Source organism: Companilactobacillus paralimentarius, assembly GCF_963227125.1.
Classification (GTDB): Bacteria; Bacillota; Bacilli; order Lactobacillales; family Lactobacillaceae; genus Companilactobacillus; species Companilactobacillus paralimentarius.
In genome coordinates this window covers 912651-936278 of sequence record NZ_OY724131.1, presented here as the reverse complement: position 1 = coordinate 936278, position 23628 = coordinate 912651, and the positions used below count along the sequence as shown (strand labels likewise).

General features: G+C 34.5%; 23 protein-coding genes. 5 read left to right on the top strand and 18 right to left on the bottom strand.

Annotated elements, in window-relative coordinates:
- Positions 1-180: 180 nt before the first annotated feature.
- From dnaI to ACI6PB_RS04295, 10 genes are all read right to left on the bottom strand, one after another.
- Entirely contained in the window at positions 181-1089 is a 909-nt protein-coding gene (gene dnaI / locus ACI6PB_RS04340; protein ID WP_025084486.1) for a primosomal protein DnaI, read from the bottom strand.
- Positions 1090-1091: 2 nt separating this feature from the next.
- Complete coding sequence (locus ACI6PB_RS04335) at positions 1092-2459, bottom strand: DnaD domain protein (RefSeq protein WP_152319008.1); 1368 nt, start codon at positions 2457-2459, stop codon at positions 1092-1094.
- Positions 2460-2476: 17 nt separating this feature from the next.
- Positions 2477-2950 carry a transcriptional regulator NrdR gene (gene nrdR / locus ACI6PB_RS04330; RefSeq protein WP_025084483.1) on the bottom strand — a complete coding sequence of 158 codons (474 nt, stop codon included), beginning with the start codon at positions 2948-2950 and terminating at the stop codon, positions 2477-2479.
- 21 nt (positions 2951-2971) lie between these two features.
- On the bottom strand, positions 2972-3565 hold the full coding sequence (gene coaE / locus ACI6PB_RS04325; RefSeq protein ID WP_025084482.1) for a dephospho-CoA kinase: 594 nt from the start codon (positions 3563-3565) through the stop codon (positions 2972-2974).
- Positions 3562-4389 carry a DNA-formamidopyrimidine glycosylase gene (gene mutM, locus ACI6PB_RS04320; RefSeq protein WP_404327804.1) on the bottom strand — a complete coding sequence of 276 codons (828 nt, stop codon included), beginning with the start codon at positions 4387-4389 and terminating at the stop codon, positions 3562-3564. The genes coaE and mutM overlap by 4 nt, the downstream gene beginning before the upstream one ends.
- Before the next feature lie 14 nt (positions 4390-4403).
- The gene (polA, locus tag ACI6PB_RS04315; RefSeq protein WP_404327803.1) at positions 4404-7061 is read right to left on the bottom strand and encodes a DNA polymerase I; all 2658 of its coding nucleotides are present in this window, start codon (positions 7059-7061) and stop codon (positions 4404-4406) included.
- Between the two features lie 114 nt (positions 7062-7175).
- Positions 7176-8594 carry an MFS transporter gene (locus ACI6PB_RS04310; protein ID WP_034543787.1) on the bottom strand — a complete coding sequence of 473 codons (1419 nt, stop codon included), beginning with the start codon at positions 8592-8594 and terminating at the stop codon, positions 7176-7178.
- Between the two features lie 52 nt (positions 8595-8646).
- Positions 8647-9978: a UDP-N-acetylmuramate--L-alanine ligase gene (gene murC, locus ACI6PB_RS04305; protein WP_025084479.1), complete on the bottom strand. Its 1332-nt coding sequence runs from the start codon at positions 9976-9978 to the stop codon at positions 8647-8649.
- An 8-nt stretch (positions 9979-9986) separates the two neighbouring features.
- Positions 9987-10622: a YtpR family tRNA-binding protein gene (gene ytpR, locus ACI6PB_RS04300; protein ID WP_404327802.1), complete on the bottom strand. Its 636-nt coding sequence runs from the start codon at positions 10620-10622 to the stop codon at positions 9987-9989.
- Positions 10623-10644: 22 nt separating this feature from the next.
- Positions 10645-10971, bottom strand: a complete 327-nt coding sequence (locus ACI6PB_RS04295; protein ID WP_025084477.1) for a thioredoxin family protein — start codon at positions 10969-10971, stop codon at positions 10645-10647.
- 127 nt (positions 10972-11098) lie between these two features.
- Between ACI6PB_RS04295 and ACI6PB_RS04290 the strand changes: the two genes are divergently transcribed.
- On the top strand, positions 11099-11413 hold the full coding sequence (locus ACI6PB_RS04290) for a hypothetical protein (RefSeq protein WP_025084476.1): 315 nt from the start codon (positions 11099-11101) through the stop codon (positions 11411-11413).
- A 13-nt stretch (positions 11414-11426) separates the two neighbouring features.
- Here ACI6PB_RS04290 and trmB read toward each other — a convergent pair whose 3' ends face one another.
- The 3 genes from trmB to ACI6PB_RS04275 are packed head-to-tail and all read right to left on the bottom strand — an operon-like array spanning position 11427 to position 14043.
- Entirely contained in the window at positions 11427-12074 is a 648-nt protein-coding gene (gene trmB / locus ACI6PB_RS04285; protein WP_025084475.1) for a tRNA (guanosine(46)-N7)-methyltransferase TrmB, read from the bottom strand.
- Positions 12075-12090: 16 nt separating this feature from the next.
- On the bottom strand, positions 12091-13308 hold the full coding sequence (locus ACI6PB_RS04280; RefSeq protein ID WP_404327801.1) for an ABC transporter permease: 1218 nt from the start codon (positions 13306-13308) through the stop codon (positions 12091-12093).
- A complete protein-coding gene (locus ACI6PB_RS04275) occupies positions 13309-14043 on the bottom strand; it encodes an ABC transporter ATP-binding protein (RefSeq protein WP_025084473.1) in 735 nt (244 codons plus the stop codon). It lies immediately after the preceding gene.
- A gap of 89 nt (positions 14044-14132) precedes the next feature.
- Here ACI6PB_RS04275 and ACI6PB_RS04270 point away from each other — a divergent pair, with 89 nt between their 5' ends.
- The 4 genes from ACI6PB_RS04270 (at position 14133) to yqeK (ending at position 16533) form a co-directional block, all read left to right on the top strand.
- Positions 14133-14561: an HIT family protein gene (locus ACI6PB_RS04270; protein WP_025084472.1), complete on the top strand. Its 429-nt coding sequence runs from the start codon at positions 14133-14135 to the stop codon at positions 14559-14561.
- Between the two features lies 1 nt (position 14562).
- Positions 14563-14856 carry a hypothetical protein gene (locus ACI6PB_RS04265; RefSeq protein WP_025084471.1) on the top strand — a complete coding sequence of 98 codons (294 nt, stop codon included), beginning with the start codon at positions 14563-14565 and terminating at the stop codon, positions 14854-14856.
- A gap of 112 nt (positions 14857-14968) precedes the next feature.
- Complete coding sequence (locus tag ACI6PB_RS04260; RefSeq protein ID WP_025084470.1) at positions 14969-15880, top strand: peptidylprolyl isomerase PrsA; 912 nt, start codon at positions 14969-14971, stop codon at positions 15878-15880.
- Positions 15881-15939: 59 nt separating this feature from the next.
- Positions 15940-16533 (top strand): bis(5'-nucleosyl)-tetraphosphatase (symmetrical) YqeK, encoded by a 594-nt coding sequence (gene yqeK, locus ACI6PB_RS04255; protein ID WP_051564088.1) that lies wholly within the window; start codon positions 15940-15942, stop codon positions 16531-16533.
- Positions 16534-16588: 55 nt separating this feature from the next.
- Here yqeK and ACI6PB_RS04250 read toward each other — a convergent pair whose 3' ends face one another.
- The 5 genes from ACI6PB_RS04250 to ACI6PB_RS04230 are packed head-to-tail and all read right to left on the bottom strand — an operon-like array spanning position 16589 to position 23606.
- Positions 16589-17527: an HD domain-containing protein gene (locus ACI6PB_RS04250; RefSeq protein WP_309511059.1), complete on the bottom strand. Its 939-nt coding sequence runs from the start codon at positions 17525-17527 to the stop codon at positions 16589-16591.
- The gene (locus ACI6PB_RS04245) at positions 17527-19956 is read right to left on the bottom strand and encodes an AAA family ATPase (protein WP_404327800.1); all 2430 of its coding nucleotides are present in this window, start codon (positions 19954-19956) and stop codon (positions 17527-17529) included. The genes ACI6PB_RS04250 and ACI6PB_RS04245 overlap by 1 nt, the downstream gene beginning before the upstream one ends.
- A 2-nt stretch (positions 19957-19958) precedes the next feature.
- Positions 19959-21122, bottom strand: coding sequence for a DNA repair exonuclease (locus tag ACI6PB_RS04240; RefSeq protein ID WP_025084467.1), 1164 nt, complete (start codon positions 21120-21122; stop codon positions 19959-19961).
- Positions 21123-21182: 60 nt separating this feature from the next.
- Positions 21183-21524 carry a YlbF family regulator gene (locus ACI6PB_RS04235; protein ID WP_025084466.1) on the bottom strand — a complete coding sequence of 114 codons (342 nt, stop codon included), beginning with the start codon at positions 21522-21524 and terminating at the stop codon, positions 21183-21185.
- Between the two features lie 9 nt (positions 21525-21533).
- Complete coding sequence (locus ACI6PB_RS04230; RefSeq protein ID WP_056956009.1) at positions 21534-23606, bottom strand: PBP1A family penicillin-binding protein; 2073 nt, start codon at positions 23604-23606, stop codon at positions 21534-21536.
- Positions 23607-23628 lie beyond the last annotated feature (22 nt).

Genomic DNA, 23628 nt, shown 5'->3' with positions numbered 1-23628 from the left:
TGTATAACAAAAAAACAGTTTTCACTCTATGGTTATAAAGTAACCGGCACTTATACAATTTTATGTGAAAGTGGTAACTCCAGTAATGGGTAAGCTTCCAGTGACCGTACCCTCCCTGAATAGAACCGAAGTGTTATCTTTCATGGCTTTATTGAAACATTAATTTTCAGATAATGCAAGCTATTTTTTAAATCTTCTATTCTCACCAGTCACAATTACTTCTCGTGACAAGTATTTAACTCGTTCCATAATCCGTTTAGCCTTGACAGGTTCTTCTTCTCCACGCTGATTCACAGCTAAATGTTGTTCCAATTCTTTCATCGAAAAATTGGATGAGAAAAAAGTTGGCAGATTTTCTTGCATTCGATACTGCAAAATAACCCCTAACACTTCGTCACGAATCCAACTAGACATCGTATCGGCACCAATATCGTCCAACATCAAAATATCGGCACCTTTAATTTTATTAACTTTGGCCAACACATTATTTTGACCAATAGAGTCTTTCATTTCAACCGCGAAAGTTGGAAAATGCATTAAAGTTGTATGAACATCGTGTTTAAATAGTTCATTCGCAATAGCACCTAAAAGATAGGTCTTACCCACTCCAAAATCACCAGCCAAATATAGTCCAGGCGTGAAGCTATCTTGATGCAAATAATTATCAATGAAATCCAAAGCTTTGGCTAGAGCATCCTGTCTACCCTCACCATCGTAATCATCCAATTTTGCACGACGAATATCTGGAGCCATGTCCATCAAAACAAAGCCTGATTCGTACTGACTTCTCTTCTCTCGGTTTTGAGTGCGCTCATTAGGATAATAAGCCACTTCGATATTATGATTGTTAACAATCAATTTAGGATAATATCCGCGCGTTAATTCACTCGTATGTCGCTTGTTATTATAAAACTCATAAATACTAGCCGCACTAGTAGAGATTGCATTAGGATTAATTCTATCGCTATTTTCCTTCAAAAACCTCTGTACATCAGGATCATTCAAAGCACTATTAAGAAGACGGCGATAGTCCTCCGTCAAATTCTTTGAATTCAAATATTCTGCTAATCTACTACCTAAATTTTCCATACTTAATTATCCTTATTTCTCAATCTCTTCAAACGATTCTGAAGATCATCCTGTTCATTTTTTTGATTCTTTTGTGCTGGAACCTTAGCTTTCACCTTACTCCAATCAGTTGCCTGTTCAATTTTACGGTTTTTATTATTGTAACGTCGTTTGGGATTACGACTCTTAGTTTGAAAATCATTGATTCGTTTCAAAGCTTGTTCAGGTGTTTTAACATCATTTTGTTGCCAATCGTTAGCCATCGTTTCCATCAATGGCAAAGTCAAAGTCGGTGAAGTTTGTAAAATATAGTACACCATAATATTTAATACCGCCGGAGACAAATAAGTCTTCGTTGCCATATTTCTCAAAGCATTAGATTCTACTGTACCAGTAAAACCACCGCTCTTTTGTTTTTGAGCTGCTAAAAATTCGGCAGGACGCAAAGAACGAGCTTGCTTTAACAACAATTGATCGGCACGATTCAATTGTCCGTCAGTTTGCTCAGCTGGTTCCGTTTCTGTATTAGCTTGCTGTTTAACTGAAATATTAGCATTCTTTTCAAAACGATCTTGTACTGCTTTTTTCAGACGTGCGGGATCGATCTTGTTATTGACGATATCACAAGTTTTACCAATTAAATCAATCAATGTAATCTCATCTAAGCCATAAAATGCATGAAGATTTAAAATTAATTCCTGATTTTCCAGCAGATTATCAGGATGAATTCTGAATAACTGTTGAATCCGATCCGAGATTAGTTCCCAATCTAATTGAGGAATCTCTTCTTCATTCAACGACGGTTTTTTATTGTCTGTATTATTTATTTCAAAACTATCTTGGGTATTCTTTACTTCAGTTGGCGTATTGATCAAATCACTATTACTTAATTGGAAAACTTCCAAAAAGTCTTTTGTTATCTCATGTGAATTTTGCAAGATCAAATCTGAATGTGTGTATTTATCGGCCAATAAATGATACTTGCTCTCACCAACTTGCTCATAAAGGAAAATACTCATCAAATCGTCTTTAAAAAATTCATCTGGTGACAACGGTTCAAAAAGTTGATAGATATAGTAAGGTCCTAAGCTATCTTTCTTTTGATAGGTCCTAATTAATCCTAGGGCCTCCGTCTTGATCCGTGCCTCATAAAATCGTTTCAAATCAATACCAAGTAAACTCATTAATTCAGCATGGCTTTTTCTTTGCGTGACGACTTCTTTATTAGGCAATTTTTCCCACAGCAACAAGTACAAACTGAAAGCCTCAGTACCTAAAATGGGCAAATATAAGTCAGTCAAAACATGACGATCATCATCATTTAAATGACCACTTGGCAAACACCAATAACCGACTAAAGGTGTAAATTTATCTGATTCAAAATTACTCACGGACACCAATACTCCCCTTACTTCTTATCAATTTTCTTGCCATTGGACATCATTTCCTGAACCTCTTCCATAAATCCATTCATGTCCTTAAATTCACGATAAACACTAGCAAAACGAATATAAGTCACGTCATCAACTTTGGACAAAATTCTCATGACGTGTTCACCAATTAATTGTGAGCGAACCTCACTTTCACCTGTTGATCTTATCTCGTTTTCTACTTTATCGACGATACTATTCATTTGATCCATCGTTACAGGACGTTTTTCAGCAGCACGAACTAAACCACGTAATAACTTTTCGCGGCTGAATTCCTCTCTGTTGCCATTCTTTTTGATAACCAACAATGGTGATTTTTCTAATCTTTCAAACGTTGTGAACCGTGTTCCACAGTATTCACACTCACGTCTTCTTCTAATGGCACGTCCTTCATCACTGGGACGACTGTCAATAACTTTTGATGAATCATGATGACAATGCGGACAAATCAAAATTCCAGCCTCTTTTCCAAATTAAAGTTGTGGTATTAACCGACTAAACTCATCCTGAAGATGTGCTAAATCTTCTGAATTATCAATCACAAAGTCGGCACGCTCTTTTTTCTCGTACATCGACATCTGCGAATTGATTTGTTCCAAAGCAACTTCCTTACTTAAAGCGTTTCGTCTCATCAATCGATGCAATTGAATTTGCGGCTCGACATAGACACTGATCACACCATCAAAGTAATTTTGATAATTGCCTTCAAACAATAATGGTATTTCAAAAATGGAGATTGTTTTTTCAGTTGATCTTTTAACTTCAGCAACCGTTTGTAAAATTTCTTTTTTTATCAAAGGCCTCGTTATTTTATCCAACTTATCTAACTCATCTCTATCGCTGAAAACAATCGAACTTAATTTTCGACGATTAAGATTTCCATCGGGCAATAAAACTTGCTCACCAAACTGTTGGGTAATCTGTTTTAAACCTAAGGTTCCGACCTTGACCACGTCTCGAGCAACATAATCAGCATCGTATACGATGAATTTATTATGTCTAAATAAATTTAAAACGGTTGATTTACCAGAGGCAATCCCTCCAGTCAAACCATAAATCTTACTCATTTTACTACCTGGCACTTTGGACAAAAATGCGTACCACGACCTCCGACCTTGATCTTCACAATCTCAGTACCGCATCTTGGACAAGGTGTTCCTTCTTTTCCATAAACTTTTAAATTATTTTGCATGTTACCCTTGTGGCCTGTAGCATCCACATAGGTTCTAATTGACGAGCCACCAGCAGCAATTCCCTTATCCATCTCTTGATTAGAAGCCTCAATAATTTTTTGAATATCTTCATCACTAAGGTGATTAGCTGGCGTCTCAGGGTGCAATTTAACTTGCCAGAGAACTTCATCAACATAAATATTTCCTAGACCACTCATAACACTTTGATCTAACAAGACGGTCTTAATATCCTTATGATGACGCATAACTCTTGGCTTTAAATTTTGAAAAGTAAATTCAGTTGATAATGGCTCTGGCCCCAATTTTTTAAGCGACTTATTTTCTGATAATTCATCAGTGTTCCACAACTGCATACGACCGAATTTACGAACATCATTATAAATCATCTTTTGACCATTATCCAAAGTAAAGATAGCATGCGAATGCTTATCAATTGCACTTGGATCAGCTGAAATACGATACTTACCTTCCATTCTCAAATGACTAATAATTGTATAACCATTATCTAAATGAATCAATAAAAATTTTGCTCGACGACCAACATCACTGATAGTTGCTCCCGTAACAAATTCAACAAATTGATCCACATCACCAGTTATCAAATCAGGATAACGAATCTCAACATGAGTTATCTTTCTACCCTTCACTTGAGCAATTAAACTGCGTCTGACAGTCTCTACTTCTGGCATTTCTGGCATTTTATCACCTACTATTATTTAGCTTCGTACCAAGTCTTTCCATGAGCCGTTTCAACTTTCAACGGTACATCCAGTTTAACCGCTGAATCCATTACACTTGGAACTAATTTTTCTAAAGTTGCGATTTCTGAAACTGGAGCTTCAAAAATCATTTCATCATGTACTTGTAAAAGCAAATTAGCTTGTAAACTTTCTTTAACCAGCATTTTTTGCATATTAATCATGGCTACTTTAATAATATCAGCAGCACTACCTTGTATTGGGGTATTCATAGCTGTTCGTTGAGCAAAATTTCTAACATTGAAATTCTTTGAATGAATATCTGGAAGATAACGACGACGGTGCATAATCGTTTCAACATAGCCATTCTCACGAGCGTACTTAACAATATCGTCCATATACTTCTTAACTCCTGGATATTGTTCAAAATAAGATTCAATGAAGGCTGCCGCTTGCTTACGACTAATACCGATATTTTGTGATAATCCATAATCACTAATTCCATAAACAATTCCAAAGTTAGTAGCCTTAGCTTGGCGACGCATATTGGGTGTTACTTCATCAGTACTGTTTAATCCAAATATTCTCATTGCTGTATGAGCATGAATATCATAATCTTCGTTGAAAGCTTCCTGCATATGTTCATCCCCAGAGATATGAGCTAACACACGCAATTCAACTTGTGAATAATCGGCTGAAAAAATCTCCCAATCCTTATGTTGTGGTACAAAGGCCTTTCGAATCTGCTTTCCTTCGTCAATACGAATAGGAATATTTTGCAAATTGGGCTCAATTGATGATAAACGACCTGTTTGAGTTAATGTTTGTAGATAAATAGTATGAATTTTATTATCTGGTTGAACAAATTTTTGTAAACCAACCACATATGTCGATTGAATTTTAGAAATTTGACGATAATCTAATACTTTTTTTACTACTGGTGACTTATCTTTTAATTTTTCCAAAACATCAACTGAAGTGGAATAACCGGTCTTAGTCTTCTTAATTACCGGTAACTTCAAATCTTCAAATAGGACAACACCCAATTGTTTTGGAGAATTAATATTGAATTCTTTACCAGCCTCTTCATAAATTGTTTTTTCAATCTCAGCCAAACGTGTGGCAAAAGTATTTTCCATTTCCTTTAATTTAGAAACTTCAACCGTAATACCTTTGATTTCCATCTCAGCCAGAACAATCGACAACGGTAACTCAATCTCATCATAAAGACTATCCTGGTCATTGTCCTTTAATTCTTTCAACATTTGGTCTTTCAAGTTATCAATAACTTGTGCTTTTTGAGCTAGGAAGTTCAACAAAAGTTTCTCATCTTCGGGAACAGCTTTTTTAACACCTTTACCATAGAATTCTTCTTCAGTTGGCAAATTAACATTGTAATTCTTAGCTACTAAACCGATATCTTGTTTATTATCATTTGAATCCAATAAGTAAGACACTAGTAACATGTCAAAACTAATTCCGGACAAATCACAACCATAGCGATGTAATAAGGCAATTGTGCGCTTATTATCGAATAAATACTTTTCTTTTGTCTTATCAGCTAACCAATTTTTCAAAGATTTATTCTCTAAAATGGCAAAGTCAGTTGTTCCATAGAAATCTTTACCATCAGAAATCAAAATACCAATAATTGGTGCTGTATGATAATTTTCACCAAAGCCTTCAACAATCAACGTGTGAGCTTTAGAATCACTCACAATTGTTTTAACAGCCTCATCATCCAAAGGCTTTACAGTTATATCAGCCAGATCTTCAGCAGTATTCTCTTGAGGCACGTCCATCCGACTCAAAAATGTTTTGAAATTCATCTTTTGATAAAATTGCATCAATTGTTCTTCATCATCACCATGATATTCCAAATCACTCAATTTAATTTCTACTGGTGCATCCAAATCGATCGTAGCCAATTTCTTACTCAAGAAAGCTTTATCTTTATCACTGATCAGATGTTCCTTTAATTTACTTTTCTTCATCTCATCAACGTGATCATAAATACCTTCAACGCTACCATATTCATTAATCAACTTAATTGCTGTTTTTTCACCAACTTTTTCAACACCAGGATAGTGATCAGAGTTATCTCCCATTAAGCCTTTCATATCAATGATCTGATTAGGTGTAATACCTAACTTTTCTTGAACATGTTCAGGTGTATAACTTTCAGTTTCAGTTACTCCCTTTACATTGACTTTTACTGTCACCTTATCAGTGGCTAATTGTGTCAAATCACGGTCACCAGTAATAATAGTGACATCCATACCATCTTTTTCAGCCTTATGTGACATAGTTCCAATAATGTCATCAGCCTCGTAATCTGGCAATTCATAAGTTTTGATACCACGATAATTAAGCATCTCTTGAATCAACGGTAATTGTTCCATCAATTCTTGAGGTGTTTTAGCACGAGTACCTTTGTATTCATCAAACATTTTAGTTCTAAATGTGGTCTTTCCAGCATCAAATGCCACTAACGCATGTGTTGGTTTCTCATCTTTTAGAATAATTTCCAACATATTGTTGAAAGCGTACAGAGCATTAGTATGTATTCCCTCACCATTGACAAATTTATCCAAAACATTATGCATTGCAAAGAAAGCTCTAAATGAAACACTATTTCCATCTATTAAAAGTAACTTTTTATTTTTTGACATATATTCTCCAATAAAACTGAAATTAACTATCTCTATTTTAACAAATACCAACCTGTTGTAACAGTTTCCGAACAACTAAAAAAGCCTAGATTACAATCCAATCAAGGCTTTTACTTAGTTATTCTTCTTTTCGTATCTAAAATAGACATAAATCACTGATACCAGTACCAACAATGATAGAACAGTTAAAACAATAAAGTCAATTTTTGTTCCTAAAATTGTATTATAAACAATATTTTTCGTACCACTAGTTAAGGCTACCGCTGAAATTACGACTGACAAAACATTGGTCCCTAATGAACCGGCATATTGTTGCATCATACTGAATAATGAATTTTGATCCGATTTCTTAGAACCTTGAACCTGCATACTACCATCAGACAATGAAGTTCCAAAGCCAAAGTTAAATCCAATTCTTAAAATAATATAGATCAAAGTAATACTGGTTAAAGTTAAGCTCTCACTCTTGAACCAGAATAGTGCTGAACCAATCGTTATCAAACTGCCACTGAACAAAAGTGGTATCAAAGCGCCCTTCTTGTCATACAAATACCCGGCAAAGGGACCAACAATTGCCCCTAAAATAGACCCCGGCAACAACATTAAACCAGCCTGAGCCGAATCCAATTTCAAAGCTGTTTGCGCAAAAATTGGTAATACAAATGACAAACCGATATTAATAAATTGTAAACTGAAATAACTGAATAATCTGAGTCTTAAAACCGATAATTTCAAGATTGAAAAATCAATTAATTGACGACTGCTGCGCCGATTGTACCAACTAAAAATTCCAATAACAGCAATTGAAGCTATTAGCCAACCTACAAAATTCAGAGATATCCAACCGTGTGCTCCAGCCTGATCAAAGGTAAACAAAATCATCGAAAAAATAATGGCTAAACCAATAACACTACCATAATCAAACAAAATTCCCTTAGTTCCTGGGGCCTCTCCTTGTATCGAAAAATAACCTATCAAGAATAAAATAATAATCAATGGAATTACACCAACAAAGATTTCTCGCCATGTCCAGATGCGATTAACGATTCCACCATACGTTGGACCTAAAGCTGGAGCCAGAGAAATAACTACTCCAGCCAACCCAGTATAGAGACCTAATTTTGATTGAGGAACTTCCAAAAAAATCAGATTGAACATCAATGGCGTCGACAATCCTGTAGCTACTGCTTGTAAAAGACGACCAGACATTAGAATTGGAAAGTTTGGTGCTATCATACAAACAATTGAACCTATCAAACAGAGTACTGCCGCAAATATAAAAACTTTTCGTGGATTAAATTTTTTTAAAATATAAGCTGTTGTACTCATTACCATTGTCGTTAACAATAAATATCCAGTTGTTAGCCACTGAACAGTTCCCAAACTGACATTTAAAACCTTCGTCAATGTAGGAAAAGTAACATTCATCGAGGTTTCAATTAAAATTCCTGTAAATGACAATAAGCCAACCGCTAAAATCGACAATTTAACTCTTGTAGAAACAACATCTTTCACGTTTTTACCTCTTTTCATAAAAAAAGGCCATGACAATACGCTCTGTCATAGCCTTCTGTTAATTTAAATATTATTGTTGATTAGGATTTAAAGTACTCAATAGTTGTTCATAAGCCGTTTCATACTTTTGAACATCTCCAGCACCCATGAATATCATAACGGTATTATGGTATTCCAATAATGGAGACATGTTATCAAGTGTTAGAACCTTACCACCTTTATGAATCTTATTACCAAGATCCTTACTTGTAATATCACCATGGGCTTCACGGATGGAACCAAAGATATTAGTCAAGTAAACTTCATCAGCCATATCCAATGACTTAGCAAAGTCATCCATCAAAGCTAATGTTCTTGTATAAGTATGTGGTTGGAAGACAGCAATGATCTTCTTGTCAGGATACTTTTGTCTAGCAGCGTCAATTGTAGCTTTAATTTCCTGTGGATGGTGAGCATAGTCATCAATGATAACTTGATCAGCCACTTTCTTTTCACTAAAGCGTCTCTTAACACCACTAAATGTTTGTAATTCACGGTTGATCAAGGCATGATCAAGCTTTTCCATGTGACCTACACCAATAACGGCCAAGGAATTCAGAACATTGTGTTCACCAAACAATGGAACTTGGAAGTTACCGATATTCTCGCCGTCGATAGAAACATCAAATGATGATCCCTTAACAGTACGTTGAATGTTTGTAGCACGAATATAATCTGATTCATTTAATCCGTAGGTATAGATTGGTGTGTCAGCCTTGATTGACTTAGCATGTTCATCTTCACCCCAGATGAAGATACCCTTCTTAGTCTTTCTAGCTTCTGATTCAAAGGCATCAACAACATCATTGATTCCACCAAAGAAGTAATCGGGATGATCAAAATCAATATTTGTGATGATTAAGTAATCTGGTGAGTATGCCAAGAAATGACGACGATATTCATCGGCTTCAAAAACAAAGAACTTAGCATCTTTGATACCTTTACCAGTACCATCACCAATCAAATATGATGTCTTAGCGATACCACTTAAAGTATGTGCTAAAAGACCTGTTGTACTTGTCTTACCATGTGATCCGGCAATACCAATTGAAGTATAGTCAGAAACTAATGTACCAACTAATTCAGGATATGTAATTACTTTTAAGTGCATATCATTGGCTTTTTTAATTTCTACTTGATCATTACTAAAAGCGTTTCCTTTAACAATCGTTAAACCTTCATGAATATTCTTTTCATCAAAGGGTAAAATCTTAATTCCAGCTTGTTCAAGACCACGTTGTGTAAATGTATATTTATCAATATCTGATCCTTGAACTTCGTATCCTAAATCTTTCAAGATAAGCGCTAAAGCACTCATTCCTGTTCCTTTAATTCCAACAAAATGATAAACTGTCTTTTCCATAATAGCTCCTAATTGAACAATTTCTTTGCTTCTTCAAAATCAAATGCTTGACCAGCTGTACCATGATCAAGTACTAGAATACCACGTTTTTGTGGTGCATTTGGAATACCCAATTCTCTAGCTGAGCAAATCATTCCAAAGCTATCTACTCCACACAATTCACCGGGCCAAATTTCTTTACCGGTAGGCATAACTGCACCTGGTAATGCAACTACGACTAATTGTCCTTGATCTACATTTGGTGCACCACAAACGATTTGAACAGGCTTATCCAAGCCCACATCAGTTTGCGTAATGTGCAAATGATCTGAGTCAGGATGAGCTTTCATTTCATCAACATGTCCGATTACGAACTTAGGACTCTTATCTGCTACTAACTTATCAGAAAAACCTGCTTGAGCAAGTGCGTCATTTAAGACGTTGACTTGTTCATCATCTAAGAATATTTGACCGGAGTCATTTTCAATTCCTAGTTTTTCTCCGAGGCCAAAGAAATTAAAACCGATGGCTTCATCATTTTTTTCATTAAAAATACGTACAACATTATCTTTTTGGGCAGTTCCTTGAGTGATACCAGCATCATTAGCTAGCTCAACGATAAGGACATCCCCTAAAACATCTGGATTATAAAAGCTTAATAGCAAGTTTTTCCCCTCACTTGATTAATTATTTGTTAATTACACTGTTAATAAAGGTCTCAACTTCTTCTTTAGTTTTGCGATCTTTATTTACTAGTCTACCAATTTCTTTACCATTTTCAATAACAACAAAGCTAGGAATACCCATAATCCCTAATTCTTGAGCAACTTCCATGTTATTGTCACGGTTAAAGCTGATCCAAGTAAAGTCTGAGTATTCTTTTTCTAATTCTGGAAGCTTTGGTTCAATAAATTTACAATCTGGGCACCAATCAGCATGGAAAAATAGAACATATTTTCCTTCTTTAGTAGCTTCGTGCCAGTCTTTTACGTTATAGTCTTCAATTGTCTTCATAACTAATTCACCTCTGTCAATAAGATACTTTTTATTTATTAAACGGTCAATTAAATGTTCTTGAGTATTCGAATGATATATAATAGTGGTAATATATCATTAAATCGAAATCAAGGAGTGATTTTTTATGAGTAAAAAAGGTATCGGTTCATTAATCGTTGCTGGTTCTGTACTTGTAGCTGGAACAGCTGCTACAGTTTTAGTAAAACACCATCTAGATAGCGAAAAAATAATTGATAAAGTTAAGTCCGTCTTGGGCGAAGATAGTAAAGTAATCGGTTCATGGGTAGAACCACTTTACCAACGTGTTGACGTAAATGGTCATTCCACATGGGGAATCGTTGGTGGCGTTACAACTATGGACGAATTTGACGTTGCTCAATATCACTTCATTGCTGACGCCATTACTGGTGAGTTACTTAATATTAAAAAAGTACAATAATAATAATCAATAATTAATTTTCAAATTGGGCTTTCAGGTAATTAATCCTGAAGCCTTTTTTTGAGAATTTTTTTTCATACTCAGTTTCAATATTCTTAGCATTTAAGACTTCATCATTGTGTAGATCCAATGAAATTTCATCAAATTTCATGCCAAAATTATTCATACTGATCAATGAATATTCGAACAGTCCCTGATTATCAGTCTTGAATTGTAGATAGCCATCATCCTTCAAAATATATTGATACTGTTTTAAGAAAGACTTATAAGTTAAACGGCGCTTTTCATGACGTGTTTTTGGCCATGGATCGGAGAAGTTTAGATAAACTCCAGCAACTTCATTTTCAGCGAACAAATCTGATAAATCAGCACCATTAGCTAACAATAGTTGCAAGTTGGGCAATTTTAACTCAACTTGCTTTTTTAGTACCAAGGCAATGGCACCCTCTTGAACTTCCATTGCAATATAATTATTTTGCGGATTCTGTTGGGCCAATTCAGTAATGAATTTACCCTTTCCAGAACCAACTTCAATGAATAAAGGTTGTTTCTTCTCGAAACGATCTTGCCACTTACCGGGCATATTTTCTGGTTGTACAGCAATTAGGTCAAGGTTGTCATTGATCATATCCTTGGCCCAAGGTTTGTTTCTTAATCGCATAAATCAAAATTCTCCATTAGTTTAAATATTTTCTCAGTTGTCTTGGCATATAGAAATAATTTACAAATACTAATACCAAAGCTCCAGCAACAATAATTATAAGTCCATTCATACTTAATCCAAACTTATAAATAATAGCTAAAGCACTGACGATCCATTGAATACTTAGAATTATTGTACTTAATTTTGTAAAAGAAGCAATCTTATCTTTGCTACTTATTGGATATAAACGTTGCATTAAATTTTGCATAACTTCTTTGAAGTGTGGTTTCAATTGGAATCCAACTAAATAGATGAATAACATTTCAACAATTAAAGAAATGTAAAAGTTATCAATCAAGCAAAGCATGATTGCCTGAATAATCGTCAAGCGCAGGAAAAGACCGATATATTCATTATTTCTGACAAAACCACGTGCAAACAAATATAAGTAAGTATTAGAACTCTTCGGTTTAATGAAATTAAAGAGTCCATCTAACCACTTACGACGTTTAATTTTACTGTTAACACCAGGCACATCCGTAAATAAATTGTAGAAACGCTTGATACGAAACATCCGTTGGTTCTCAGTTTCAATTGCGTACTTCCACTGTAATTGTCCACTAGTTTCTAAAGGCCTTACTCTCATATTCAAGAACAAGTAATAAATCACTCCAACAATTACCATAATGGCACTCAAAAAATATGTTGAAGAAATCAAAGAAACAATCAAAAGAATGTTTGAAACTAGGCGCATGTTTAAACTTCCAAAGTGATCCTGACCATACAATGCCATCAGATCAATATTTAGGGATCCCAATTTGAAAACAATTAGGCCAATCGCAATTAAAACGATATCAATAATTTTCATTCCTGCTGCCCTTGAAGCAAAAGCTGACAACAAGAAATTAACCAAAGCTAAAGTTACGATTGGAATGAAAACACTGTAATTCTTAGCAGCTTTAAAATACTTATAAAATTCTTTTTCCTTAACTAGTAAAAAAGTACTGTCAGGTTCCTCAAGTAAAGTAGCAATTCCACCTACTTGCGTCGCTAAAAATAGCAGTAGGATAACAATTGGTTTACCCAAAATTAATTGATGATGAATTGTTCCTAAAAGATTAGAATACCAAAATCCTAAGGCACCTATCAAGACAATAAATGCGAGGACAAAATTATCATTAAAAATAAGTCTTAAATATTTAAATTGATCGAGTTGATGTCTTCTCAATCTTTCTTGCCATAAATTTGTCATTTAGAGATCCTCGTGCGACATCTTAATATAAATATCATCAAGATTACTATCCTGCTGCATATTGAATTTAGCTTTGAGTTGATCCAAAGTTCCATCAGCTCTAACTTGACCATGATTAATCAAAACAAACTTGTCCGCATGATTTTGAACAGTAGCTAGGATGTGAGTTGACATCAATACAGAACATCCGGCTTTTTTCTTAGCTTCAACAATATTCAAAAGATCATTAACCGCCAATGGATCTAAACCCGTAAATGGTTCGTCAATGATAAACAAACTAGCATCGGTCATAAAGGCACAAACAATCATAACTTTTTGTTTCATACCCTTGGAGAAATTTTGTGGAAACCAATCCAATTTATTGTCCAAACGAAATGTCTTTAACAATTTGGTTGCATTGGTCCAAGTTTTATCATGATCCAAACCATACGCCATAATTGTTAAATCAATATGCTCCCTTAAAGTCAGTTCAGGATATAAAATCGGCATTTCAGGAACATAAGCAATTTTTTTTCGATATTTTTCAACATCATCATGCAGACTAATTCCATCGATTAAGATCTGTCCTCCTCGCGGAGTTAATAGTCCGATAATGTGTTTGATAGTTGTTGATTTTCCGGCACCATTTAAACCAATTAAGCCAACAACTTGGCCACCTTCAACATTAAAGGTCTCTTTCTTTAAAACTGATACTTGACCGTATCCTCCGGTCAATTCTTTTACTTCTAAAGTCATGGATTAAACCACCTATTATCTGTTTTTAATAATGTTAATATGATAGCATTGTAGTAAATATATTGCTGTTTTTGAAAGGAGCTTTTTACATGGATGATTGTGTTTTTTGTAAAATTATTAACGGAGATATTCCTAGTACTAAAATTTACGAAGATGATGATGTACTAGCATTCTTCGATATTTCTCAAGTTACACCAGGCCACACACTCGTGGTACCTAAGAAGCATGTCAAAGATATCTTTGCTTATGATGAAGACTTAGCTGAACGTGTTTTCAAGAAAGTTCCTATGATTGCACGTGCTATCAAAGCATCAAATCCTAATATTATTGGTATGAATATCTGCCAAAATAATGGTGAAATTGCTTACCAAAGTGTCATGCATTCACATATTCATTTAGTTCCTCGTTATTCAAAAGACGATGCCTTCTCAATGCACTGGGGTGACAATACTGGTCTTGCTAGTGCTGAAGAACTTCAATCTCGTGCTGACAAGATCAAGGAAAACTTGGAGGATTAAAATGAAATTTTTTACTGGATTCGTGGTTGGTACCATTTCTGGAGTCGCAATTCATCTTGTCCAATCAAAAGATGCGCTATCTAGTGTTAATGATACCAAGATATTTCAGAATATAAAAGATTTTAAGGATATATTAACTGACTTACAGAAAAACGCTGCAGTAGTTCCAGAAGTAGTTTCTGGTATTCAAGAAGATTTATCCAACTACTCAGAAAGCATCAAACCAGATGTGGAAGAACTTCAAGAATCTATCGCTGAAATGAAATCAAATCTCAGCGAATTAAACAAAGATTGAAATTAAATTATGAAGTTTTTGTGATTTTTTCATAAAATGATAAACTATTAATAGCTTTTTATGGTAGTCTTTTCAACTGTAGATATATTTATTTAATTAAGGATGTGTAAAGATGAATAAACGATTAACTAAATGGATCCTAGCACTTGCTGGTCTATTTATGGTAACTGTTGTTGCTGCTGGATGTTCAAGTAACAAAACTGTTGCTACACTTAAGGGTGGAAGAATTACTCAAGAAGAATACTACAAGGAAATGAAGAGTTCTTCTCAAGGTAAACAAACCCTTCAAACAATGATTATCACAAAGGCCCTTGAGGACCAATATGGTAAGAGTGTTTCAACAAAACAAGTTAACAAGGAATACAACAAGTACAAGAGTCAATACGGTTCTTCATTTAGTTCAATTCTTCAACAAAACGGCATGACAACTGCTCAATTTAAGAAGAATATCCGTACAAATCTTCTTACAAAGGTTGCTTTGAAGAAGAACAAGAAAGTTACAAACAAAGAACTACAAAAAGAATGGAAGAATTACCAACCTAAGATTACTGTTGCTCATATCTTAGTAGCTAAGAAATCAACTGCTGAAGAAGTTATTACTAAGCTTCAAGATGGTGGAGATTTCACTAAGCTTGCTAAAGAATATTCAACAGATTCTGCTACAAAGAACAAGGGTGGTAAATTAGCAGCCTTCGATAACGATTCAACAAGTATTGATTCAGACTTTAAGACAGCTGCTTACAAGCTAAGCAAAGTCGGCGATTACACAACAACACCTGTTAAGACAAGTTACGGTTACAGTGTTATCAAACTTCTTAAGAAACCTGCTAAGGGTAACATGAAGGATCACGAAGCTGAACTTAAATCTAAGATTTACGCTTCATGGTTACAAGATTCAACTGTAATGCAAAAAGTTATTTCTAAAGTATTGAAGAATGCTGATGTTTCTATCAAGGATAGCGATTTGAAAGATGTTCTTTCAGGTTATGTATCATCATCTTCTTCAACATCAAGTAAAAAATAATTAATTGATAAAAGAACTCTGGACATAAAAATCCAAGGTTCTTTTTTTTGAGGAAAAATATGGATTACATTAAATACATCAACGACTTCAGGTTACAAACTAATCAAAGCTTTGTGGAGAATATCGAACGTTTCTATCAAGAAACTGAAACCATCTCTACCTTTTATCACGGCCAGATGGTCGCTAAAGAAGCTGTCAGCCTTTCTAAGGAATATCACGAACAACTTTACCAGGCAGGACTTTTACACGACATCAGCGCCTTTATTCCCAAAAGCGAGCGTCTGTTGATTTCTGAAAAGTTACATATTCCCGTGTTAAAAGAAGAACATCAAGTCCCACTTCTACTACATCAAAAACTTTCCGCCTATATTGCTGAAAAATGCTTTCAAATTAAGGATCCAATAATTTTAAACGCTATAAAGTGTCACACTACGCTAAAAAAGAATTTTAATAATTTTGATTTAATTGTTTTTCTGGCCGATAAAATTGCCTGGGATCAACCTGGTATTCCTCCATATTTAGAAGAATTGAACACTGCTTTAAAAGTTTCATATCAAGAAGCTGCTCTTGTGTATATTGACTATCTACTATCACACAACCTTTTAGTAGCCCATCCTTGGTTATTAGCTGCTAAAAAACAATTAACCATATAGAAAATAAAGCAGTATCTATCAGATGAAATCATCTAATAGATACTGCTTTTTATTATTAACTATGCTTATAAAATGAGCGATTGTCTAAACCAAAAATTCTTTCAGTGAACTTGCCCTCTTCAGTTTTATCCAAAGCCTTAGTGATCATATTAATAGAAGCATCCATCATATCGATATTATGTAGAACTTCGGCTTCTAACAGCTTAGGACGTTCTGGTGAACCATATTCAAGCAAACCATGATGTGACAAGATCATATGCCTCAAAAGAATCATATCTTCACTTTCAAGACTAATATCAAGATCTGTAGCAGCCTTAACGATTTCCTCATCAACAATAGTAATATGGCCTAACATATTACCTTCAAAGGTATACTCAATGTCCAAACTACCTGTTAATTCAATGATTTTACCAAAATCATGCAAACAAGCTCCAGCTATCAGTAAAGCACGATTGATTTGTGGATAAAGATCAGAAATCTTCTCGGCCATACGTACCATACTCAAAGTGTGAAAAGCTAAACCACCTTGAAAATCATGATGGTTACTTTTGGCGGCGGCACTAGTAAAGAATTGATCATGATATTTTTTGAACAGGTATCTAACAATTCTATTCCAAGCACCATTAGTAATCTGCAAAAAAACATCCTCAAATTCATTTTCCATATCAGCACGTTTCATAGGTGCTGTTTGAACGAATTGTGACATATCCACAGTCTCAGCATCCAAAAGCCCTAGACGAGTAATATTAACTTGTGGCTTTCCTTGATACAAGTCACGGCGACCTTCTAATTGGACAATAGCACCAACATGATACTTCTTGGCATCATCCTCACTAGCATCCCAATACTTACCAGGAATCTGTCCTGATTTGTCTTCAAAAACTAATGACAAAAAATTTTTGCCATTCTTAGCAAGTCGAAAATCAGAACGTTTAATAATAACTTCCAAACTCATTGTTTCTCCGTTGTTAAAATCAATAATATGTTTACCCACTAGGCTTCCTCCTTCAATTTCAATATATGATCCTGTGGCAACAACCTAGGTTCACTGGCAGTTACATAAATAACTTGATTATCTTTAGCAATTTTTTGAATCAATTCAAAAACATTTTCTGTTCTTGATATATCAAAATCAACAAACGCATCATCAATCAAAATTGGTAATTTGATTAAGTCGGCTATCTCAGTAACGAAAGCCAAACGTAACGAAATATATAATTGAACTGTTGTTGCCTGTGATAATTCGTGAACATCGAAGCGATTCTTGGACTGACTAAAGACTGCAATATCGTTATCGTGAAAATCTATCTTAACATAGTTATTATTCGTCAACAAAGCAAAGTACTGTGTAGCTTTTTGCATCATCTTAGGATAACGATTTTCAGTTGCAATATTTAGCATCTCTCGAATCCATCTACTAGCTAAGGTCTTAGAAAGCCATTCATCATAATATTCAATAATATCAACTTTATTCTGTGCCAATTGGTCAACTACTCGTTGATATTGAGTATTGTCCAAAACTTGTTGCATCTGTTCTTTCAGCGAACCAATTTGACGACTCAATTCATTATTCTTATCAGTCAAAGTTTCTTTTCTCGTAACAACTTGTTGCAAATCCTTAATCAATTCATCGTGATTGGAATATTGTTGTAATCGCTTTAAGTCATCACCTAAAAAGGCCTTATCCTGTTTAATCTGATTAATAACCATCTGATTCTTAACTTGACTCGTATGCATTTGGACAAATTGCTCTACACTCACCAATCGATATTTATCGACTATTTGTGATATCTCTGCATTGATCTCCTGCAAACGTTGATTACGATTATCAGTGATCACCTGAGTTTCTGATTGACTCTGCTCGTTTAAATCAGCCCGCGCTTTGATTTGATCTAACCTCGTAAAGTACTTTTCAATCTGTTCATTATAATTATCATTCTTATACGACTTATCTAAGATGTTCAATTCTAATAGAATATTACGCCACTTATTCAAATCAACTTCAATTGCCTTAATACCATCGCTCAAGCTATTCTGAGTTGAACGGTAATTAGCTAATTGAATAACCGTACTTTGAATGTTAACAATGCTTTCTCGATTCAAAGTTTGATAACCTTTTTGACTAAGAAAAGCATAATTAGTTAATTTTTGGTTAGATTTAAGATTGCGACTTTGATAGAAATACCAACCCCCACAACCAATTGCCACAATTGCAAAGATCACTTTTAAAGGATTACCTGTCACTACAGCTAAAATTGCAGCAATACCACAAATCAACAATGGCAAATTATTATTATTTACATGTTGTTGTGGATTAATCTGATCCAATTCCTCACTCGATAATGGCCGCATGTCTTCTGATAATTGCGGATTATTTTTGAACAGTTGATCAACCTGCGTATCTACTTTTAGTAACTTAGATTTCATATCATCCCGATGAAATTGTAAGTTTTGCAACTCAAATTTCTGATTGCGAATATAATCCATGCGCTTCTGATTGGCTTTATAATTGATTAACATTTGTTTTTCAACATTATTCAGTTGAGCCACACGATTAGTCGTCGTTGTCTCTTGTAATGTACTTAATTCTTGATTATCAGTTAGGAATTTTTCCCAATCTTCATTACTAATTTGAACGTTATTACCAGCAGGTCGTTTATTCTTCCTTAATTTTTCAAAGCGTTCCCACTTCTTATCTAAATTACGTAAAAGGTTTTCCTGTTCACTAACCTGCTTCAATAACTTTGCATTATCGTCAAACTCAATTTGAGTCTGTTGGGTTTGATTCTTAACTTTTTGGTAAACAACTTGTTGATTCTCAAACTCTGCTTTTTCTTCAATTAGGTCATCACGTTCTTTTAACTTAGCAATCAAAGGTTGTTTCTGACCACGACGTTTATAAATATTCTCTGCTGAAGCTGTCATATGATCAGCTGTGGCTAACCATTCTTTACTGCCCACGGCACCAACGGACATAATTTCCGTTTCTAATTGATTTTCATCTAATCCATAAATAGAAAAAATATTTTTATCGTCAAAAACATGCGTATGTTCAAAGTCATCTTTAGTAAAACTGCCGATAATTTCTTTTAAAAGTGCTTCGGGAACTTGTTGTTCATCATGAAAAAGGGTTAATTCACCGTCACCTTTACCGTCAACTCTACGAATGGTCCAATTACTGTTATCGTCAGCCTTAAATACTAATTCACCGCCATATTGACTACTTGTCTTAGGCTTATATTGTAGGTACTTATTATCTCCTCTAGCTGATGCAAAACCAAAGAGAATACTTTTTATAAAATTTAGGAGGGTCGTTTTACCGGCTTCATTGGAACCAAAAATAACTTGATAATCTTGCTGAAAGTCAAATTCTTGGTCGACCCATTTACCAAAGCCATATATTTTTGCTTTAACTAGTTTCACGATTATTCTCCAGTATATTTTTGATTAATTGTATTTTTAGTCAGTCCGACAATATGTTTTAAAAAGTCTGGCTGTTTAATATGCTCTCGAATAACATCCGAACTGTAAAGTCTACTATCTAAATCCTTGATATCATCTAAATTAATAGACTTCTGTTCTGCTTCATCCCAATATTTCTGATCAATCGTAGCTAATTGAGGATTACTGTTATATTTCAAATAAATCTTATAAAGTATTCCTGAAGTTGCCAAAGTTTGTAATTGTTGTTCGAGTTCATTTCGATTAATTGTCTTAACAACATCTGCATCCAGATATTGTGCATTCTCAATTGTTAAAGTTAATAAAACATTTGGTTTATTCAAAAGTTGTTGTATTTTTTCTATCAAAGAATCAACTGTATCATCTGTCGTGACATTTAAGTTGGCTTTTTCCCATGTATAGATGCTGCTCTGAACAAATTCTAATTGCGTAGTACCATTCTCAACTGAAACAAGATAAAAACCTTTAGGAGTTGTTTCGTTTTGATTACGACCTTGAATATCACCAGGATAAACAATCATCGGTCTCTCGTTTAAAATCTGTCGCTTGTGAATATGACCTAATGCCCAGTAGTCATATCCTTTTTTCAATAAATCATTAATCTTGAAGGGAGCATAATTGTCATCACCGACACCTGCATGCAAAACGCCAATTTGATAATCTACGCCATTTCGTTCAGGATAATCTTGAACGAGATTTTTACTAATGTGTTGTTGATAATAGCTAAATCCTGCAATACCAACCTTTTGGCCATCTTTAGTAATCAGTGTTTCTTCTGTAGGATTTTGACCAAAAATTGTCACATTATCAGGAAAATCAATAACTGAAAAATTACTACGATAATAATCATGATTACCATAAATCATCAAAACTTTAATGCCAGCTTGATTTAATTTTTCAAATTCGGACTTCAAAAACATCTGTGCTTTTAAAGAACTATCTGTATCATCAAAAATATCTCCTGCCAAGATGACAAAATCGACTTCTTTTTCCAAGGCAACTCGAAAAAGCTTCCGAGCCGCTTCATAAGTTGAAGCCTTTAATTTAGCTTGTAATTCTTTTGAAAAGTCACTTATTCCTACAAATGGCGTATCTAAATGCAAATCAGCTGCATGCAAAAACTTCATTCTAAAACTCCCCCGTAAAAGAAAAGGACTTGAGCAAAATACCTAAGCCCTAAGTCCTTATTATTTATCTTGATAAATTTCGGCGATTGGTTTTGAAATGATTTTGTTCAATTCATCCATCATCGAATTCATCTTTTGCTCTTTTTCCATTAAGTTTTGAATTTCACTGTAGTTTGAAAGTTGATCTGTTAATTCACGCATTGAGTTGACGTCATCATCCGTGATTTCTTGGCCTTGCATTTGTTTTTGTTGAAGTTCAAATTGTTTGTTTTGAACTTTATCAAAAAGCTTATAAGCTAGGTCGTTAGCCTTAACAGCTTCAAAAGCAAGCTTTAATTCGGAAACTTCTGTTGTCTTTCTTAAATCTTGTTCAAGTTGATTGGCACTATCATAAATGTTCATACAGTCCTCCTATTGACCAAAAAAGTTCTTAATATCATTATACCATTCTGTAGCTTTATTTTTAACGTTGTTTACGCCATCTTCAATAGATTTTGTAATATCTTTATTTCCAGAATCATCTTTATCGGCTTTAGCCAAATTTGCGGCGTCCTTCACTCCGAAATCAGTACCTTTAGTTTCTGGCAAAATATTTTCCATCTCATCCTTGAAGAGATAAGCTAGACCATTTTCACTGGTACCAGGTATGAAATGATTTTGATCTGTCTTGTCGAAACCGATCCAACTAGCAACGACTACATCCGGAGTATAACCAATCATCCACTGATCTTTAGTACCATCATAACCCCACGAACGTGGAACTTCAGTACTACCAGTCTTACCAGCTATTTGATAACCAGAAGGTTTAGCGGCTTTACCAGTTCCCTCGTTATAGACACCAAGCATCATACTTGTCATTTCTTTAGCCGTGTTTTTGCTAATGATTTGTTTAGTAGAATTATTAGTGTTATCAACAATAACAGTTCCAGTTGAATCTACGATTTTAGTAATAAAATGTGTATTAGCTAATTTACCTTCATTGGCAAAAGCAGTATACGCACGGGCCATTTGCATTGGTGAAACACCATTCTCCAAACCACCCAAAGCTAAAGCTAAATTCTGATCGTTTTTGTGAATCTTAATTCCAAAGTTTTCTACAGAATTGACACCCTTTTTTACACCAATTTTGTCCAATAAAGCTACAGCTGGAACATTCTCACTTTGAATCAAAGCTTTATACATTGGAATTGATTTTTGATATAAACCGTCAGCATTAGTTGGCGTATATTTATTTTTACCAAAACTAGTGATTTCATCAGGTAATTCTGAATCATAACTGTAACCATTCTCAATCGCCGGTGTATAAACAGCCAATGGTTTAATAGTAGAACCCGGCTGTTGCTGCATCTGTGTTGCACGATTATAACCTCTAAACGTATGGTCACCCCTACCACCAATAACAGCTAAAACACCACCTGTTTTAGGATCTAGAGCAATTGAGGCACCTTGAATCTTAGTACCATCAGCAGCATTAGCTGGGAAAAGATAACTATTACTGAAAGAGTTTTGCATATTTGTTTGCATCTTTTGATCCAGCGTCGTGTAAATCTTGTAGCCCTTATTCAAAATATCGTCTTCTTTAAGACCATATTTATTTACGGCTTCAGATATAACAGCGTCAAAGAAATACGGATATTTGTAGGAACTACTCTCTGCATAATTATCATTTAAATAAATTGGTGTATTCTTATAGTATGTAGCTTGTGATGAAGTTAGTTTTTTATTTGCAACCATTAAATCCAAAACTAAATTACGTCTAGATTTCGAGTTAGACATACTATCAATTGGATTATAGTTATTAGGAGCTTTTAAAATTCCTGCTAGAACGGCACCTTCGGCTGGATTTAATTCGGAGGCATTCTTACCAAAATACTTTTCAGAAGCATCTTGAACCCCCCAGACCCCATTACCAAAATAGGCGTTATTCAAATACATCGTCAAAATTTCTTTTTTAGAATAGACGTGATTAATTTCAATTGATAAGAATAATTCTTCTCCTTTACGAGAAAGTGTCTGTTTCTGTGTTAAAAGGGAATTCTTCGCTAATTGTTGCGTTAAGGTACTACCACCACCGCTAATGCCATGATGTATCAAATAACCTAGTGCAGCACGTGCGTAACCTTTAATACTAAAACCAGGGTTAGTCCAGAAAGTACGATCCTCAGTAGAAATTACTGCATTCTGAATATTTTTAGAAATTTTATCGTAACTAACATATGTTCCCTTGTTTGCATATAATTCACCTGCATCGTCTCCATCTTTATCCAAGACGGTTGTCTTAGTTTGCAAAGACGACTGCAAGTTTTGTACATTTGAAGTTTTAGCTTTGTAAGTCCAAAAACTACTTAAAACTAGTATTGCTGTTAAAACCAATAAGATAATCCAACGGGTAATTTGGAATCTTTTCCAATACTTTTTAATAAAAGACCAAGCAACTAGTAATTTCGGTTTAAGCCAATCCCAAAACCTATTTTCATTATTCATTGTTTAAATACCTCTGTATAAG

What these genes read in the sequence shown, in the direction of transcription:
- ACI6PB_RS04235 (WP_025084466.1), bottom strand. Translation starts at nt 21,524, where the DNA reads ATGAACATTTATGATAGTGCCAATCAACTTGAACAAGATTTAAGAAAG.
- ACI6PB_RS04260 (WP_025084470.1), top strand. Translation starts at nt 14,969, where the DNA reads ATGAATAAACGATTAACTAAATGGATCCTAGCACTTGCTGGTCTATTT.
- coaE (WP_025084482.1), bottom strand. Translation starts at nt 3,565, where the DNA reads ATGAGTAAGATTTATGGTTTGACTGGAGGGATTGCCTCTGGTAAATCA.
- ACI6PB_RS04295 (WP_025084477.1), bottom strand. Translation starts at nt 10,971, where the DNA reads ATGAAGACAATTGAAGACTATAACGTAAAAGACTGGCACGAAGCTACT.
- ACI6PB_RS04290 (WP_025084476.1), top strand. Translation starts at nt 11,099, where the DNA reads ATGAGTAAAAAAGGTATCGGTTCATTAATCGTTGCTGGTTCTGTACTT.
- ACI6PB_RS04265 (WP_025084471.1), top strand. Translation starts at nt 14,563, where the DNA reads ATGAAATTTTTTACTGGATTCGTGGTTGGTACCATTTCTGGAGTCGCA.
- murC (WP_025084479.1), bottom strand. Translation starts at nt 9,978, where the DNA reads ATGGAAAAGACAGTTTATCATTTTGTTGGAATTAAAGGAACAGGAATG.
- polA (WP_404327803.1), bottom strand. Translation starts at nt 7,061, where the DNA reads ATGTCAAAAAATAAAAAGTTACTTTTAATAGATGGAAATAGTGTTTCA.
- mutM (WP_404327804.1), bottom strand. Translation starts at nt 4,389, where the DNA reads ATGCCAGAAATGCCAGAAGTAGAGACTGTCAGACGCAGTTTAATTGCT.
- dnaI (WP_025084486.1), bottom strand. Translation starts at nt 1,089, where the DNA reads ATGGAAAATTTAGGTAGTAGATTAGCAGAATATTTGAATTCAAAGAAT.
- trmB (WP_025084475.1), bottom strand. Translation starts at nt 12,074, where the DNA reads ATGCGATTAAGAAACAAACCTTGGGCCAAGGATATGATCAATGACAAC.
- ACI6PB_RS04240 (WP_025084467.1), bottom strand. Translation starts at nt 21,122, where the DNA reads ATGAAGTTTTTGCATGCAGCTGATTTGCATTTAGATACGCCATTTGTA.
- ACI6PB_RS04230 (WP_056956009.1), bottom strand. Translation starts at nt 23,606, where the DNA reads ATGAATAATGAAAATAGGTTTTGGGATTGGCTTAAACCGAAATTACTA.
- yqeK (WP_051564088.1), top strand. Translation starts at nt 15,940, where the DNA reads ATGGATTACATTAAATACATCAACGACTTCAGGTTACAAACTAATCAA.
- ACI6PB_RS04270 (WP_025084472.1), top strand. Translation starts at nt 14,133, where the DNA reads ATGGATGATTGTGTTTTTTGTAAAATTATTAACGGAGATATTCCTAGT.
- ACI6PB_RS04275 (WP_025084473.1), bottom strand. Translation starts at nt 14,043, where the DNA reads ATGACTTTAGAAGTAAAAGAATTGACCGGAGGATACGGTCAAGTATCA.
- ACI6PB_RS04280 (WP_404327801.1), bottom strand. Translation starts at nt 13,308, where the DNA reads ATGACAAATTTATGGCAAGAAAGATTGAGAAGACATCAACTCGATCAA.
- ACI6PB_RS04310 (WP_034543787.1), bottom strand. Translation starts at nt 8,594, where the DNA reads ATGAAAAGAGGTAAAAACGTGAAAGATGTTGTTTCTACAAGAGTTAAA.